This window comes from Asticcacaulis sp., assembly GCF_051954415.1.
Lineage (GTDB): Bacteria > Pseudomonadota > Alphaproteobacteria > Caulobacterales > Caulobacteraceae > Asticcacaulis.
Window position 1 is genome coordinate 1 of the sequence record NZ_JBQCHT010000037.1, and the last position, 14,328, is coordinate 14,328.

Consider the following 14,328-nt stretch of genomic DNA (forward strand, 5'->3'; position numbering starts at 1 on the left):
CCCCCCTCCCCCCCCCACACCCCCCCCTTTTCCTCCAACCACTCCACCCCCCCGCCCGCGGGCGCGGGGGGGGGGGGGGCCGGCCCCCCCCCGGCCCCCCCCCCCCCCGGGCCGCAGTCTTTTATCCATCTTGGAGGGAATAATTTAGGATACACCGGTCACTTGCGTTTCCCTGTATCCTCCGCCATCTACACACAATGATCGACGATCTCTATTCCCGCGAAATCCTGCGCCGCACCACCCAGCTCCAGCATGTCGGTCATCTGGACCAACCTCAAGCCGTGGCCGACAAGGTGGCTAAGCTGTGCGGCAGCACCATCCATGTGGAACTGAATATGGAGGGCGATGTGGTGACGGATTTTGCCCAGCAGGTTCAGGCCTGTGCGCTGGGCCAGGCCAGTGCGGCGATTCTCAGCCAGCATGTCATCGGCGCTACGGGTGATGAGGTGCTGGCGGCCCGTGATGCATTGCGGAATCTACTCAAGGGTGAGCCGGCAATTTTCCCGGCACGCTTTGTCGACCTGCAAATTCTTGAATCCGTAAAGGATTTTCCCGCACGCCACGCCTCGACGCTTCTGGCCCTGGAGGCAACCAGTGCGGCTATTTCGTCACTGAAATAAACTAAAACTGGTATGGGCTTGCTTATGGCTTGCCAACCGGAGCGAATGTCTTTTCAATATGTGAGACGAGGGGGCTTGTCGCGGGGGTTGACGCCGTCAGGCTTTTTCTTCATTCGGTTGCGCATGACCGCTCTTTATGAACGTTCCGTGCGCGCGGCCTTGCGGGCTTACAAGCTCACATTGTCGCCCTATATCGGTCAGGCGTGCCGGTTTCGGCCAACCTGTTCCGAATATATGGCCGAAGCCTTGATAACACACGGACCCGTCAGAGGTTCGTGGCTGGGTATAAAACGTATCTGTCGCTGCCGTCCGGGGGGAGGCACAGGCTATGATCCGGTTCCGGGAAGGGAAACTTAGAGCGCATCCCGAACAGTGTGACCCACTTTTCGGACTTAGACGCGCGTGAGGGCAAAGAGTAAGGTCAGTGTGTTTTTGATGGCACACGGCGCCGGATTTAATGTGGCTTTTAAAAGGCAACATCGAATCCTTATTTAAATTATTGCGCGATGAAGCCCGCCGTAAGGGCTACAGGTCGCCAGCTAAAAGTGACTAAGATGATGATAGACTTGACGTTCCCCGATGGCGCCGTTCGCAGCTTTGATAAGGGGACCACCGGCAGGGCCATTGCCGAAAGCCTGTCAAAATCACTGGCGAAGAAGGCAGTCCTTATCAAACTCGACGGAGCGTTGCTGGACTTGGATCGACCGCTTGAAGAGGGGGGGGCATTGGAAATCTTGACGCGCGACGCCCCCGAGGCGCTCGAAGTGATCCGTCACGACACGGCCCACATTCTGGCCGAGGCGGTGCAGGAGCTGTTTCCGGGTACGCAGGTCACCATTGGCCCGTCGATCGAAGACGGCTTCTATTATGATTTTGCCCGCGACGAGCCGTTCTCGACGGACGACTTCGCCAAAATTGAAGCCAGGATGAAGGAAATCGTCGACCGCGACGAAAAGATCGTGCGCGAGGTCTGGGACCGCGATGACGCCATCAAGCATTTCGAATCGATCGGCGAAGCCTACAAGGCCGCGATCATCCGCGACCTGCCGGGCACCGAAACCATCACAGTCTATCGTCACGGTGACGCCTGGAAAGACCTGTGCCGCGGGCCGCACCTGCCGTCGTCGAAATTTATTGGCAAGGCGTTCAAGCTGACCAAGCTGGCCGGCGCCTATTGGCGTGGCGACCACAATAACGCCCAGCTCCAGCGCATCTATGGCACGGCCTGGGCCACGGAGGCTGATCTCGAAGCCTATATCCACCGTATCGAGGAAGCCGAGAAGCGCGATCACCGCAAGCTGGGCCGCGCTATGGATCTCTTCCACATGCAGGAAGAAGGCCGCGGCATGGTGTTCTGGCATCCCAAGGGCTGGCAGCTCTGGCGCACGCTGGAAGCCTACATGCGTCGCCGCCTTGATGCGGCCGGCTATGTCGAGGTCAAGACGCCGCAGGTGCTCGACCGTACCTTCTGGGAAAAGTCGGGCCATTGGGAAAAGTATCGCCCCAACATGTTCGTCTGCGAGACGGTCGAGGGCGAAACCCTGTCGCTCAAGCCGATGAACTGCCCTGGCCACGTCCAGATCTTCAAGGTCGGCCTGCGGTCGTATAAAGAACTGCCGATGCGCATGGCCGAATTCGGCGCCTGCCACCGCTACGAGCCGTCCGGTTCGCTGCATGGCCTGATGCGTGTGCGTGGTTTCACCCAGGACGACGCCCACATCTTCTGCCGCGAGGACCAGATTGTCGAGGAAACGGAAAAGTTCGTCCGCCTGACCAAGATGATTCACGCCGATCTCGGTATGGAAACCGCCTATATCAACCTGGCCACGCGCCCGGAAACGCGTGCCGGCTCGGATGAATTCTGGGACAAGGCCGAGGGTATGCTGGCCGAAGCCGCCCGCGCCGCCGGTGTCGAGCCGGTGATCGCGGAAGGTGACGGCGCCTTCTACGCGCCCAAGCTCGACTTCATTGTCAAGGACGCCATCGGCCGTGAATGGACCTGCGGCACGCTCCAGCTCGACTATGTGCTGCCGGAGCGCCTGGAGGCCGAATATGTCGCCGAAGACGGTTCGCGTCAGCGCCCGGTCATGCTTCACCGCGCCATCCTGGGCTCATTCGAGCGCTTTATCGGCATCATGATCGAAAACTATGCCGGCCGTTTCCCCCTGTGGCTGGCCCCTGTTCAGGTCGTGGTGGCACCGATCACCTCGGACGCCAACCCCTATGCGGAAACGGTCGTTGAGGCCCTTCGCAAAGCTGGTCTGCGCGTCGAGGCGGATCTGCGCAACGAGAAGATCAACTACAAGGTCCGTGAGCATTCGCTGGCCAAGGTGCCGGTGATCGCGGTTGTGGGCCGCAAGGAAGCCGAAACCGGCGAGGTGGCCCTGCGCTTCCTCGGCTCTGAAGGGCAGACCATCCTCAGCATTGCCAAGGCCGTGCAAAAGCTGGCTGAAGACGCCACGCCGCCCGATCTAAAGGAAGCCTGATGACTGCACTGCCGCCGTCCATTATCGAGATGCTGAAAGAACGCAAGCTGGCCACCAGCGAAGCGCACTATTTCATGCAGCATAACGAGATCGCCCCCTGCGATGAAAAGGACGGAATCACGGTCATCATGATCGTTTTCCATACCGGCCGTGTGCTGTTCGACAGTATCGGCCGGGTGCTGAATGATCCGTGTGTCAGGCAGTTCATCCTGATCGATAACGGCAGTTCCGAAAAGGTGGAGCAATGGCTGCGCGACCTGAAGGAAGAGCATGATCATATTCTGCTGATTCAGGGACAGGGCAATATTGGCTTCGCGAAAGCGGCCAATCTGGGGGCGCATCTGGCTACCCAGCCGTGGCTGGTGTTCCTCAATCCGGACGCCTTGCTGCAACCGGATTGCCCGCGCAAGCTTGTCACGGCGGTCAGTGCACAGAAAAAGCTGTCGCCAGACGGTCCCTGTATCGTTGGTGCCCGTTTGCTTAATCCGGACCTGACAGAGCAGCGTGGTGCGCGGCGCGGGGAGGTCACGCCCTTCACCACTTTGGTATCCCTTCTCCAACTGCACAAATATGTGCCGGCCTGGCGAAAGTACGAAATCCACCAGGAGGATCAGCCCCTGCCGGAAGCGCCGGTATCGGTGCCGACCATTTCAGGCGCCTGTTTTGCAGTATCGCGGTCGGATTTCAGCCGGCTGAAGGGCTTTGACAGCAACTTCTTCCTGCATGTCGAAGATGTCGACCTGTGCTGGCGCGCTCGTGAAATGGGCGGTACGGTGCTTTTTCACCCACAGGCCGAGGTGGTGCATGAAGGTCATACCTCGCGGGTCGAGCCGGTGTTCGTCGAGCGCAACAAGGGCAATGGCCTGATCTATTATTTCAACAAGCGCGCCAGAGGCAAGGGTTTTTGGCGCATGGCCTATGTGCGACTTTTGGCACCGCTGATTATCGGTGTATCCGTCACGCGCGCCATGTTCCGTGATCGCCTGCGTGATGAGGAAGACGAACTGCCGGCCGAATAACGCTTATTTCCGCTCAAACGCCGCCTGGCTAACGCGCCAACAGGCGCGACGGTCGGTCATCCTTGCCAAATGCAGGCATTTGGAATCACTGCGTGGGCGGATTATCGTAAAGCGTCAGGGTTTGATCGCGACCATTGTAATTGTGCCCCCTGACCTGGGTGACAGCATGGGGGGAAAGACCTTGCGCTGCCGCTTCGCTCTGGAAGGCTTTTTCAAATTGCGATTCCACGAACAGCGGCCGCCCTTCGCGCAGGGCCCGGACGGCACCTTTCACGTCATCATTGAGTAACTGGGTCTTGGTGCCCATGGCGAAGACGAAGCTGGGCTCGGAATAACCGATGATGGCCACCGGACCAGGCGTGCGCAGGTCATGGCGCGGATCAAGATGATTAGAGGCCAACGCGGCTTCCAGTTGCTTGGAAATCCAGAGAGGCTTGAGCTGAGCCAGTTCGCTGACAAAGCTGAGGTGGGCCAGTATGCCGGCGGCCAGGATGAAGGCAAAGCCGGTGCGCTGGCGATTGATCCACATCAGCCAGCCGCCCAGCCCGCCCAGAACACCAGCCGACAGGATAACCGCGATCATAAAGATGAAAGCGGCACTATTACCGTAAAGTACATAACCCGCGATCGCCAGCGCGCTTAGAACCAGTCCACCGATAACCCCTGTCGCTACATTGACGATCCTTGCCCACAACTTCAGCGGCACGTCGAGCGACAGGGCGCACAGCCAGGCCAGGGCCGCGAAGGTCGGAAGAGTATAGTGCGGCAGCTTGGTCGGGGACAGTTCGAAAATCAGGAAGGCCGGCACGAACCAGGCGATGGCGAAGCGGATGGCGGCTTCATGACGGCGGGAAATCGCTGTCTGCAGGGCGCCGCCCAAGAACCAGGCCGCCGGGAACATGGTCACTGGTAAAAGGGCCAGGTGGTAACCGGGCCACATGAAATGGCCTTCGGAGCCGCCTTTCAGCTTGTCGGCGAAATCCTTGCCGACTGCGCCGACCCAGAACTGGCCGTCGGTGGTGACGGTGATGGCCATGATCCACGGGCCGCAGATCAGCGCGACCAGGATCAGTCCCCAGCCCCAGCCGAGATTGCGCGCCCAGCGGATGCGGCGGTCCAGGGCCCACAAGGTCAGAAGGGTGGTAGCCAGTATCATCGGGCCGATGATGAACTTGATCATGATGCTACCGGCCAGGCCCAGCCAGAAGACCAGCTTGACCCAGGGCATTTTCGGGCGCGCATCGTCCCGGCCCAGATCGCGCGTTCGCAGGTAGATCTGCGCCAGCGCCGCCATCATCAGGGTGATGAAACCGCACTGTACGGCGTCGGTCTTGGCGATGAAGGCTTCGGTCGACAGCATGAAGGTGACGGCGAATATGATGCCGGCCTTGGTGCCGACGCGTGTGCCGAAAGCATAGGACGCGCCCCAGGCGCAGGCGAAGGCCGCCAGGGCCGCCCCAAGGATTGACGGCCAGCGGAACGCCAGCACATCGCGTTTGGCCACACTGGAGGTCAGCTTGACCGCCGCCACCTGAAGCCAGTGGATACCCACCGGCTTTTTATAGCGCGGCACGTCCTGGACATTGATATTGATGTAGTCGTGCGTCTCGATCATCTGGGCCGAGGCCTGGATGAAACGCGATTCGTCACGGTCGAGCGGCGGCATCATCACGGCGCAGGGCAGGGCGGCGGCGATGGCCAGCAGGGCGGCGATCAGCGGCCCCCGGCGGCCTTTTGAGACCAGTTGGGCGAAGTGACTCTGGATAAACTGAAACACAGTTTGTGTCGTTGCCGCTATCGAAGCCATCGCCGTCCCTATTTACGCAATATGGCAAACGGTCTATGAGGCATAAAACCCAATGGGTTTCAATCCCTTGCCCACACGATAGCGAGCCAGTCAGATCATGCCCTTAACCGTCTCTGCCGTGGTGCCCGTCTATAATGAAGAAGGGGCGGCCGTACAAGTCGCCAGGGAGATAGAGACGGCTTTCACGACAGCTTTCGGGGCCGATGGTTTCGAGATCATCTTTGTCGATGACCGCAGTTCGGACGATACTCATGCGCGCCTCCTGGCAGCGCAGGCGGGGATACCGTCCCTGCGCGTGTTGCGCCATGAAAACAATGTCGGCAAGAGCGGCGCCATGCGTACCGGCGTCTTTGCCGCCAGGGCACCGTTGATAGTGACGCTCGATGGCGATGGTCAGAACCCCGCGGCCGATGCTGCCCGCATGTCGCAGATCCTGCGTGACGCGCCGGAAACCGTGGGCATGGTGGCCGGCCAGCGCCGCAATCGCCAGGATACATCTTCCAAGCGCGTGGCCTCTCGCTGGGCCAATCGCATCCGCAAGGCGATGCTCAATGACAAGGCCGACGATACCGGCTGCGGTCTGAAAGCCCTGCGCCGGGAGGTTTTCCTGCGTTTGCCCTATTTCGACCAGATGCACCGCTACCTGCCTTCCCTGGTGACGCGGGAGGGCTTTGAAATCTTATTCGAGCCGGTGGATGATCGCCTGCGTACCACAGGTCAGTCCAAATATACCAATATTGGACGTTTAGCTGTAGCGCTTTCCGACCTCCCCGGTGTAATGTGGTTAAACAGTCGTTTACGCCAGCCCGGCAAGGTGACCGAAAGCGAGCGATAGGCGACAGCTCAGGAGCGGGTTTTTCATGGCTATCGATCGTGATCTTATCGCCAAGGAAGCGGCCATCGGCATGTACGACCAGCAGCCTGCTGATAATCATCAAAGGGGGTTCAGTGTGATTACCGCGTTTCCGCTACTCGTTATACCCTTCATCGTTTACAACATCCTTGCCCTGTTTTCGCTCGGTGGCAGTGATGAAGCGGCCTATAATGCCGTGACGCAGGTATTATTCAACCTGCCCATGCCTTCGGCCGGTACGCACTGGTCGGTCAATGTGGGTGATGTCATCCTGTTCGGCGCCCTGATCTGCCTGTTCTTTGAACTGCTGAAATCGACCAAGTCAGACAAGGTGGCCATCGTCAATCATTCGCTGTCGATGGTGCTGTTCATCGTCTGCCTGGTCGAGTTCCTGTTGTTCCGACCCTTCGCCACCTCGGCCTTCTTCCTGCTGACCTTCATGACGCTCATGGATGTGCTGGCGGGCTTTATCGTTACGGCGGTTTCGGCTCGTAAAGATATCGACTTCGGGCACTAGGACCTAAATGCGTTTTACAGCGGCTTTTGTGAGCTGTGGCGGATGTGGAGAACATTTACCGTTTGCGTCTGGTCATCGGCCTTGAAGATGATGCGGTAAACATAGGACCAGCTGGGATGCAGGATTTGCCGAAGGCCGGCTTTTTCCGGCACAGCGGGATGCCGGTGCGGCTGACTTTCCAGGGCAAGAATGGCGGCTTCCAGGCTGTTGAACCAATCGCTGGCGGCCTGTGAGTTTCGGGCATTTATCGTTTCATAGAGCCGCGCCAAATCCCTGATGGCGCGGCGGGTCAGTTCAACGCGGTATGCCATGCAGGCCGCGCAGCTCGTTAAAGACGTCCGAGGCGAGACGTGTCTGGCCGGCGTTTATATCTTCAAGCCCTTGGCGGATGCCTTCGTCGGCATTGGCCTGAGCGGCCAAATCCAGCAAATGTTGGTAGGAGTCTGCATCTTGCAGCACGGCGGCGGCCTTGCCGTTGACGGTCAGGATCATGGGGCGGCCCGTTTCGCGTATGCGCTTCATGAAATCTGCGGAGCGGTTGCGAAAGGTTGTCATGGGCTGAATGTCTTTAGTGATATCCATGCGGGCACCTCGATTACCTTATTAGGTATTTTAAGCGTGTCGGCCGCACGGGTCAACATTTATAAACTCAGCCAAACACCGCGAAAATCAGCGTTACCGCGAAAATATCGAAGGCGCGGGTGGCATAGCGTGTCCAGGTCGGACGGGGTTTATGGGCTTTGACAAGAGACAGCACGCAAGGCTCCGCAGTAGAGGAACCTGATCGGCTGCAATAAGCGTGCCGCCAATTTTCTGTTAGAGCACTTTCCGAAAAGTGTGGCGCACTTTTCGGATTAAAAAGTGCGTAAAAGCAAAAAACTAGAGCGCCGATCTGATCCAATCAGAGCGGAAAACGCTCTAAATTTCAGTCTTTGTCACGCGGCCGGGCGCGGGGCGGCGGTCATTTTGGCCGGAATATTCCGACTTGAGGTAGGTCGATTTTGCCCGACCCAGGGTTTCCGGCCCGCCGCGAAGACCGCGCTTTTCACCGCCGCTCAGAAGCTGGGCGGCATAGGTGGCGTCATCCGCTTCCGCAGATGCCCTCCGCTTCCGGTACGGTGCCTCCTTCGTCCCCTGGTCAATGACGGGGCCGGCAGGCACGGGCAGGTTATTGGGGGGCAGGTTTCCGCTCATGGCGGCAATATAGCCCGCATGGGTTAAAACAATAGAAAGCCGGGCGGCCACCGTCCAGATAACCGCCCGGTTCTTTTATCCCTTTTGAGCCAGGCGGTCGATCTGGGCCTTCATGGCTTCCATCTGTTCGCGCAGTTCGCGGACCTGGTCGGTTTCCGGCTTTGCGCTTTCAGGCGCTGGCTCGGCAGCCGGCGCTGCCTGTGCGGTTCCGGCCGCATTGGCAAACGAGAAGGGCGAGAACATGCGCATGGCGCGGTCGAACATGGCCAGGTTTTGCGATACCTGCTCGTCGAAGAAGCCGATGCCTGGTGCGGCACCAAAGGCTTGCGAAAACTGCGAGCGGAAGCGCTCCTGCTGCTTGGCGAAACCATCGAGCGACATTTCCAGATAGGTGGGCAGCAGGTTCTGCATACTGTCGCCGTAAAAGCCAATGAGCTGGCGCAGGAACTGGATCGGCAGCAGGTTCTGACCGCGGCTTTCTTCTTCAAAAATGATCTGGGCCAGGACGCCGCGGGTGATGTCATCGCCGGACTTGGCATCAAAGACCACGAAATCGACGCCTTCCCGTACCATGTCGGACAGGTTGTCCAGCGTCACATAGGAACTGGTGGCCGTATTGTACAAACGCCGGTTGGCGTATTTCTTGATGATGACGCGATCGCCCTCACCGCGCTTTGCCCGTGTCTTTGTTTCGGCCATCTGAGCAGTTTCTCCTGTACTCTATCCTTGAGATTATTGTGCCCGATTGATCGGGTCTGCGTTTATTTCGCACCTACAACATAAGCGCTTTTTTGCCTTTGCGTAAAGAGGGGGTGTGAAAATGGCGCAAATCCTTTCTTTTCAAGGCTTTCATTATTGTGTCCTGCGCAATTTCCGCGCAAGCCTTATTGCGGGTGATGCTGCGCACAAAAAGTTGAATAGATGGGGGCGGCCGGACCGGATTTTGGGCGTGACGCGGTCATCACGATAGGGCACGAATGCCGTCATAAACTGAAACCAGTGTTCAGGCGCAAGGATAACGGTGTAACTTGATTTCGCCCCTCGGGTGCCGTAAGTCGCGGTTACGCAAGTCTTTTTTGGTGTATACAGTCTACAAGGGAAGTCCGGAATGTCCGTCAATGAAGTGGTTATCGTCTCCGCCGCCCGCACGCCGGTCGGTTCTTTCCTCGGCAGCTTAGGCACTGTACCCGCGCATGATCTGGGCGCCCACGCCATCAAGGCGGCCGTCGAGCGAGCCGGCTTGCAGGCGTCTGACGTCAATGAAGTCATCCTTGGGCAGGTGCTCCAGGCGGCGCAGGGGCAGGGACCGGCGCGCCAGGCATCGGTCAAGGCCGGCATTCCTTACGATTCCCCCGCCTGGTCGATCAACCAGATCTGCGGCTCCGGCCTGCGCGCGGTCGCCCTGGGTGCCCAGCAGGTCGCGCTGGGTGACAGCGCCATCGTCGTGGCCGGCGGTCAGGAAAGCATGTCCATGGCCACCCACGCGGCCTATATCCGCTCCGGCCAGAAGATGGGCGACCTCTCTATGGTCGACACCATGATCAAGGACGGCCTGTGGGACGCTTTCAACAACTATCACATGGGCACCACGGCCGAAAACATCGCCACCAAGTTCGGCATCAGCCGTCAGGAACAGGATGAGTTCGCTGTCGCCTCGCAGAACAAGGCTGAGGCCGCCCAGAAGGCCGGCAAGTTCGACGCCGAAATCGCCCCCTACATCATCAAGAGCCGCAAGGGCGACGTGGTGTTCGACAAGGACGAATTCATCCGTCATGGCGTGACTATCGACGGCATTTCCGGTCTGCGCCCGGCCTTTTCCAAAGAAGGCACCGTTACCGCCGCCAACGCCTCCGGCCTGAATGATGGCGCGGCCGCCGTGGTGCTGATGTCGCGCGCCGAGGCTGACAAGCGCGGACTGAAACCGCTGGCCCGTATAGTCTCTTCCGGCATTTCCGGTGTTGATCCGGCGATCATGGGCACCGGTCCGATCCAGGCGGTGCAGAAGGCCCTGAAGAAGGCCAACTGGTCGATCGGTGATCTCGACCTGATCGAAGCCAACGAAGCCTTCGCCGCCCAGGCCATCAGCGTCAACCGCGAACTCGGCTGGGATCTCAGCAAGGTCAACGTCAACGGCGGCGCCATTGCCATCGGCCACCCGATCGGGGCTTCCGGCGCCCGTATCCTGACCACCCTGCTTTTTGAAATGCAGCGCTCAGGCGCGAAGAAGGGCGTTGCTACGCTGTGTATTGGCGGTGGTATGGGCGTCGCTCTCTGCGTCGAGGCCTAAGCTCGGTCCAACGGGCTGCAAATCGTCATCTTTCAAGCTTCCGGTGCTCACGTACTTGAGTACGCTGCGCTCCGGGTCTTGAAAGCTAACCATTTTCGCCTCGCCGGACCGGCTTATGCCACCGCGCAGGTGTTCTGAAACTAAAGAGTTTTCGAGGGAGAATATCTATGAGCAGAGTTGCACTGGTGACCGGTGGTACGCGCGGTATTGGCAAGGCCATTGTCAAGCGCCTGAAGGATGCCGGCCTGACGGTCGCCGCCGGTTATGCCGGTAATGAAGAAAACGCCAAGCGCGTCGCCGAGGAACTGGGCGTCTTCATCGTCAAGGGCAGTGTCGATAACTTCTATGACTGCAAACGTTGCGCTCAGGAAGTCGAAGCGGCTCTGGGGCCGATCGAGGTGCTGGTCAATAATGCCGGCATCACGCGCGATGGTTTCTTCCACAAGATGTCGCTGGAGCAGTGGCAGGAAGTCATCCACACCAATATGGACAGCGTCTTCAACATGACGCGCCAGGTGATCGAAGGTATGCGCGAGCGCGGCTACGGCCGCATCATCAATATCTCCTCGATCAACGGCCAGAAGGGCCAGGCCGGCCAGACCAACTATTCCGCCGCCAAGGCCGGCATGATCGGCTTCACCAAGGCCCTGGCGATGGAATCGGCCAACAAGGGCATCACGGTCAACTGCGTGGCGCCGGGCTATACGTCGACCGAAATGGTCTCGGCCATCGCGCCGGCCGTCCTCGACAAGATCGTGGCCGGTATCCCCGTGGGCCGTCTCGGTACGCCGGAAGAAGTCGCTGAAATTTGCGCCTTCCTGGCCTCGGACATGGCGTCGTTCATTACCGGCGCGACGATCGCTGTCAATGGCGGCCAACACATGCTCTAAGTCTACTTCGGTGGGCTGCAAAACGCCGTCGTTTTGCGCGCTCTTGCTCGTGTACAAGCGTACACGTCGCGGCGAGTGCTCAAACGCCAGCATTTTTCGCCTCACCAGAGCGACTTAGCCTGCATATAATCAAAAGGCGCGGATGGTGATGTCCGCGCCTTTTTTGCGCCCGCATTGGGGCGATCTAAATGGATTTGGCGTCTTAAATCTGCCCAAGTCGGCCGGTAAATCTTCGCCCAATGAACAAGACCCTGGCACATCCTTTGGCTCGATCTCTGGCACAGTTCTTGGCCGCATTGATGCTCCTGTTCTGCCTGGCGGAATCGGGTGCGGCACTGGCCGACGGGCCGCGCTCGCTCAAGGAAGCCATGTTCGGCAAGAAGGCCGATGACAACCGTTCCGCCAGCCGCCCACCGGTAGCGCATTTCACCTCCGAAGACGGCCAGGGCTTTATCCTCGATGAATCCGGCAACCGCAGCCTGATGCGCTTCGATGGCGATGACGAGGTCTGGCTGCTGACACCGACTCAAGGGCCGAAAGGCGATGTCATCTACAAGAACGATGTCGGCGAATCCGTCCTGAAATCGACGCGCTGGGGCGGCATGATCCTGTTCAGCGATGACCGGCCGATGGGCGATCCCGCCGCCGTCACCGGCAAGGCCGATGCCTTTACGCCGGGCCGCATGTCGCCCAGCCTGCTGTTCCAGTCCCTGGTCCATGCCAGCCGCCGAGTCAGCCTGGCGGTCGGCCGCACGATTGGCTTCGATGCGCCGGACGTGACCCCTGGTGCCGATTTTCTCTATGCCGATGCGGCCGGCGTGGCCGCCGAGGCTTTGGTCCAGGCCTCCCAGCAGCCGCGCGGCAAGCAGATCATGGCCCCCTTGCGTGGCGTGCAGTTCATCGAAGGCCGTCCGCCCAGCGCTACCATGCAAAACGGCGTGCTGGTGCTCAAACTTGATGTCTCGCGCGGCGACTGGAGTGGCCGGCCATCTTCGCGCCGCATCCTCAATGTCGTTGTAACGTCTGTCCCTGTTGGCAGCACGGCCCGGCGCTGATTATAGCCGCTAAAACCGGTCCTTGGCTTTGCGCAATTCGCCGAATTTGGCGGCCTGGGCGGCAAAATCCTTTTCCCTTAGCGGATAGACCAGGAATGGATTGGTCGCCTTTTCCTCGGCCACGGTCGATGGTATGGTAGGTACGCCACGCTCTCGTTTTTCCCGGATAAGCCCGGCCCGTGCCTCAAGTGCCGGATCGCTTCCCAAACTCTCGGCGAATTTCAGATTGGACAGCGTATATTCATGGGCGCTGTAAAGGACGGTGTCGTCCGGCAGATCGGCAATGCGTTTCAGCGCGCCCCACATCTGCCGCGGCGTGCCCTCGAACAGGCGGCCGCATCCCAGCGGAAAGATCGTATCGGCCACGAAAGCCTGACCGCCAGCGCGATCATAATAGCCGATATGGCCAAGCGTATGACCGCTGAGATCGATCACCTCCAGCGCGGTTTCGCCGAGCCGGAATACGTCGCCGGGTTTCAGCACATGATCGAGCGGCGCGATCCGGGTCACTTCCTGCGGCCCGTAAATTTCAGCGCCGTATTGTTTTTTCAGCAGGGCATTGCCGCCGGCATGGTCCGGGTGCCAGTGGGTATTGAGGATATAGTCGAGCCGTTGCAGCCCCAGAGCGGACAGCCTTTCCATGATGGCGCGCGGCTCAGGTGCATCGATGATGGCGACCTGACGTGATGCCTCATCCTGGAGGATAAAGCCGTAATTGTCCTGCAGTGCCGGGAAGATATCGACCTTTAGGCCCATCTTAGGAGTCGCCCTGATAAACTGGATGTTCTAACCTATATAGGACTTGCCAGAGCCAAAGGAACCCCGTTGCGTCGTCCGGTCGAAGATCTCAACCGCTTTTACCAGTCGCCGGAAGGCGCTGCGGCCAGGCGCCTGATTGATCGCAAACTGGGCGAAGCCTGGCCGGATGTGCGGGGACTGGATGTGCTTGGCATCGGTTACTGTACGCCGTACCTTGACCGGTTCAACGAAGCCCGGCGCGTGCTTTCGGCCATGCCCGCCTCGCAAGGCGCGGAAATATGGCCGGCGGATATGCGCGTCCGCTCGGTTCTGGTTGAGGAAGAGGCCCTGCCATTCCCGACCGCCCTGTTCGACCGCATTCTGATGGTCCATGCGCTTGAAGAATCACCCGTGCCGCAGGGGCTGTTGCTGGAGGCGTCACGCCTGCTGGCGCCCAATGGCCGGCTGATTTTGGGCGTTGCGGCGCGTGGCGGCTTCTGGGCCCATGCCGAAAAAACGCCCTTCGGCTATGGCCAGCCCTATAGCCGGATGCAGCTTGAATCCGCGCTGCGCGATGCCGAACTGGAACCGCTGGCCTGGTCCTATGCCCTGTATGCGCCGCCTTTCAGTCCGTTCCTGCGCTGGTCGGGGGCGCTGGAAAATATCCTGCCGCGGGTCTGGCCGATCACCGGCGGTCTGATCCTGATGGAGGCCGGGCGCCGGCCATTCATCGCCCATACGGCGCGGCCGCAGAAGTCGATCCTGCAGGAACTGCGGGGGGTGCTGGCTCCGGCGCAGCAGCCGGTGCCGACCTCGCGTGATCAAGCGCCGGTGACGCGTGAGCTGGCTTGACCCTCGGTCA

The 14,328-nt window shown here is 59.7% G+C and carries 16 protein-coding genes; 10 read left to right on the forward strand and 6 right to left on the reverse strand.

The window, feature by feature from the left end:
* Positions 1–197 precede the first annotated feature (197 nt).
* The 4 genes from ACTHND_RS14250 to ACTHND_RS14265 all read left to right on the forward strand — a co-directional run bounded on the left by ACTHND_RS14250 (position 198) and on the right by ACTHND_RS14265 (position 4,125).
* Positions 198–620, forward strand: a complete 423-nt coding sequence (locus ACTHND_RS14250) for an iron-sulfur cluster assembly scaffold protein (protein WP_440178615.1) — start codon at positions 198–200, stop codon at positions 618–620.
* Between the two features lie 123 nt (positions 621–743).
* Positions 744–977 carry a membrane protein insertion efficiency factor YidD gene (gene yidD / locus ACTHND_RS14255; RefSeq protein ID WP_090645363.1) on the forward strand — a complete coding sequence of 78 codons (234 nt, stop codon included), beginning with the start codon at positions 744–746 and terminating at the stop codon, positions 975–977.
* A gap of 200 nt (positions 978–1,177) precedes the next feature.
* Complete coding sequence (gene thrS, locus ACTHND_RS14260) at positions 1,178–3,106, forward strand: threonine--tRNA ligase (protein WP_440178690.1); 1,929 nt, start codon at positions 1,178–1,180, stop codon at positions 3,104–3,106.
* Entirely contained in the window at positions 3,106–4,125 is a 1,020-nt protein-coding gene (locus ACTHND_RS14265) for a glycosyltransferase family 2 protein (protein WP_440178616.1), read from the forward strand. Before thrS ends, ACTHND_RS14265 begins: the two co-directional genes overlap by 1 nt.
* A gap of 85 nt (positions 4,126–4,210) precedes the next feature.
* On the opposite strand, the gene ACTHND_RS14270 is transcribed toward ACTHND_RS14265, so the two are convergent.
* Positions 4,211–5,932, reverse strand: a complete 1,722-nt coding sequence (locus tag ACTHND_RS14270; RefSeq protein WP_440178617.1) for an ArnT family glycosyltransferase — start codon at positions 5,930–5,932, stop codon at positions 4,211–4,213.
* 97 nt (positions 5,933–6,029) lie between these two features.
* On the opposite strand from ACTHND_RS14270, the gene ACTHND_RS14275 reads away from it, so the two are divergent.
* Together ACTHND_RS14275 and ACTHND_RS14280 are read left to right on the forward strand one after the other, a co-directional pair.
* Positions 6,030–6,767, forward strand: a complete 738-nt coding sequence (locus tag ACTHND_RS14275; RefSeq protein ID WP_440178619.1) for a glycosyltransferase family 2 protein — start codon at positions 6,030–6,032, stop codon at positions 6,765–6,767.
* Between the two features lie 25 nt (positions 6,768–6,792).
* Positions 6,793–7,302 (forward strand): hypothetical protein, encoded by a 510-nt coding sequence (locus ACTHND_RS14280; protein ID WP_440178620.1) that lies wholly within the window; start codon positions 6,793–6,795, stop codon positions 7,300–7,302.
* A 14-nt stretch (positions 7,303–7,316) separates the two neighbouring features.
* Here the strand turns inward: ACTHND_RS14280 and ACTHND_RS14285 are convergent, their stop codons facing one another.
* The 4 genes from ACTHND_RS14285 to phaR all read right to left on the reverse strand — a co-directional run bounded on the left by ACTHND_RS14285 (position 7,317) and on the right by phaR (position 9,195).
* Entirely contained in the window at positions 7,317–7,613 is a 297-nt protein-coding gene (locus ACTHND_RS14285) for a type II toxin-antitoxin system RelE/ParE family toxin (RefSeq protein ID WP_440178621.1), read from the reverse strand.
* Positions 7,597–7,857 carry a type II toxin-antitoxin system Phd/YefM family antitoxin gene (locus tag ACTHND_RS14290; RefSeq protein WP_440178622.1) on the reverse strand — a complete coding sequence of 87 codons (261 nt, stop codon included), beginning with the start codon at positions 7,855–7,857 and terminating at the stop codon, positions 7,597–7,599. Before ACTHND_RS14290 ends, ACTHND_RS14285 begins: the two co-directional genes overlap by 17 nt.
* 363 nt (positions 7,858–8,220) lie before the next feature.
* Positions 8,221–8,496 carry a hypothetical protein gene (locus ACTHND_RS14295; RefSeq protein WP_440178623.1) on the reverse strand — a complete coding sequence of 92 codons (276 nt, stop codon included), beginning with the start codon at positions 8,494–8,496 and terminating at the stop codon, positions 8,221–8,223.
* A 75-nt stretch (positions 8,497–8,571) separates the two neighbouring features.
* Positions 8,572–9,195, reverse strand: coding sequence for a polyhydroxyalkanoate synthesis repressor PhaR (phaR, locus tag ACTHND_RS14300; RefSeq protein ID WP_440178624.1), 624 nt, complete (start codon positions 9,193–9,195; stop codon positions 8,572–8,574).
* A gap of 409 nt (positions 9,196–9,604) precedes the next feature.
* Between phaR and ACTHND_RS14305 the strand changes: the two genes are divergently transcribed.
* From ACTHND_RS14305 to ACTHND_RS14315, 3 genes are all read left to right on the forward strand, one after another.
* Positions 9,605–10,783, forward strand: coding sequence for an acetyl-CoA C-acetyltransferase (locus tag ACTHND_RS14305; protein WP_440178625.1), 1,179 nt, complete (start codon positions 9,605–9,607; stop codon positions 10,781–10,783).
* Between the two features lie 167 nt (positions 10,784–10,950).
* On the forward strand, positions 10,951–11,673 hold the full coding sequence (gene phbB / locus ACTHND_RS14310; RefSeq protein ID WP_440178627.1) for an acetoacetyl-CoA reductase: 723 nt from the start codon (positions 10,951–10,953) through the stop codon (positions 11,671–11,673).
* Between the two features lie 287 nt (positions 11,674–11,960).
* Positions 11,961–12,728 carry a DUF4908 domain-containing protein gene (locus ACTHND_RS14315; RefSeq protein WP_440178628.1) on the forward strand — a complete coding sequence of 256 codons (768 nt, stop codon included), beginning with the start codon at positions 11,961–11,963 and terminating at the stop codon, positions 12,726–12,728.
* A gap of 9 nt (positions 12,729–12,737) precedes the next feature.
* On the opposite strand, the gene gloB is transcribed toward ACTHND_RS14315, so the two are convergent.
* Positions 12,738–13,484: a hydroxyacylglutathione hydrolase gene (gloB, locus tag ACTHND_RS14320; protein ID WP_440178629.1), complete on the reverse strand. Its 747-nt coding sequence runs from the start codon at positions 13,482–13,484 to the stop codon at positions 12,738–12,740.
* 69 nt (positions 13,485–13,553) lie between these two features.
* Between gloB and ACTHND_RS14325 the strand changes: the two genes are divergently transcribed.
* Complete coding sequence (locus ACTHND_RS14325; protein WP_440178630.1) at positions 13,554–14,318, forward strand: class I SAM-dependent methyltransferase; 765 nt, start codon at positions 13,554–13,556, stop codon at positions 14,316–14,318.
* Positions 14,319–14,328 lie beyond the last annotated feature (10 nt).

Excerpts from the sequence above, each read along its gene's own strand:
- gloB (WP_440178629.1), bottom strand. The coding sequence starts at position 13,484 with ATGGGCCTAAAGGTCGATATCTTCCCGGCACTGCAGGACAATTACGGC.
- thrS (WP_440178690.1), top strand. The coding sequence starts at position 1,178 with ATGATAGACTTGACGTTCCCCGATGGCGCCGTTCGCAGCTTTGATAAG.
- ACTHND_RS14265 (WP_440178616.1), top strand. The coding sequence starts at position 3,106 with ATGACTGCACTGCCGCCGTCCATTATCGAGATGCTGAAAGAACGCAAG.
- ACTHND_RS14275 (WP_440178619.1), top strand. The coding sequence starts at position 6,030 with ATGCCCTTAACCGTCTCTGCCGTGGTGCCCGTCTATAATGAAGAAGGG.
- ACTHND_RS14290 (WP_440178622.1), bottom strand. The coding sequence starts at position 7,857 with ATGACAACCTTTCGCAACCGCTCCGCAGATTTCATGAAGCGCATACGC.
- ACTHND_RS14285 (WP_440178621.1), bottom strand. The coding sequence starts at position 7,613 with ATGGCATACCGCGTTGAACTGACCCGCCGCGCCATCAGGGATTTGGCG.
- ACTHND_RS14305 (WP_440178625.1), top strand. The coding sequence starts at position 9,605 with ATGTCCGTCAATGAAGTGGTTATCGTCTCCGCCGCCCGCACGCCGGTC.
- phaR (WP_440178624.1), bottom strand. The coding sequence starts at position 9,195 with ATGGCCGAAACAAAGACACGGGCAAAGCGCGGTGAGGGCGATCGCGTC.
- ACTHND_RS14270 (WP_440178617.1), bottom strand. The coding sequence starts at position 5,932 with ATGGCTTCGATAGCGGCAACGACACAAACTGTGTTTCAGTTTATCCAG.
- ACTHND_RS14280 (WP_440178620.1), top strand. The coding sequence starts at position 6,793 with ATGGCTATCGATCGTGATCTTATCGCCAAGGAAGCGGCCATCGGCATG.
- yidD (WP_090645363.1), top strand. The coding sequence starts at position 744 with ATGACCGCTCTTTATGAACGTTCCGTGCGCGCGGCCTTGCGGGCTTAC.
- ACTHND_RS14295 (WP_440178623.1), bottom strand. The coding sequence starts at position 8,496 with ATGAGCGGAAACCTGCCCCCCAATAACCTGCCCGTGCCTGCCGGCCCC.
- phbB (WP_440178627.1), top strand. The coding sequence starts at position 10,951 with ATGAGCAGAGTTGCACTGGTGACCGGTGGTACGCGCGGTATTGGCAAG.
- ACTHND_RS14250 (WP_440178615.1), top strand. The coding sequence starts at position 198 with ATGATCGACGATCTCTATTCCCGCGAAATCCTGCGCCGCACCACCCAG.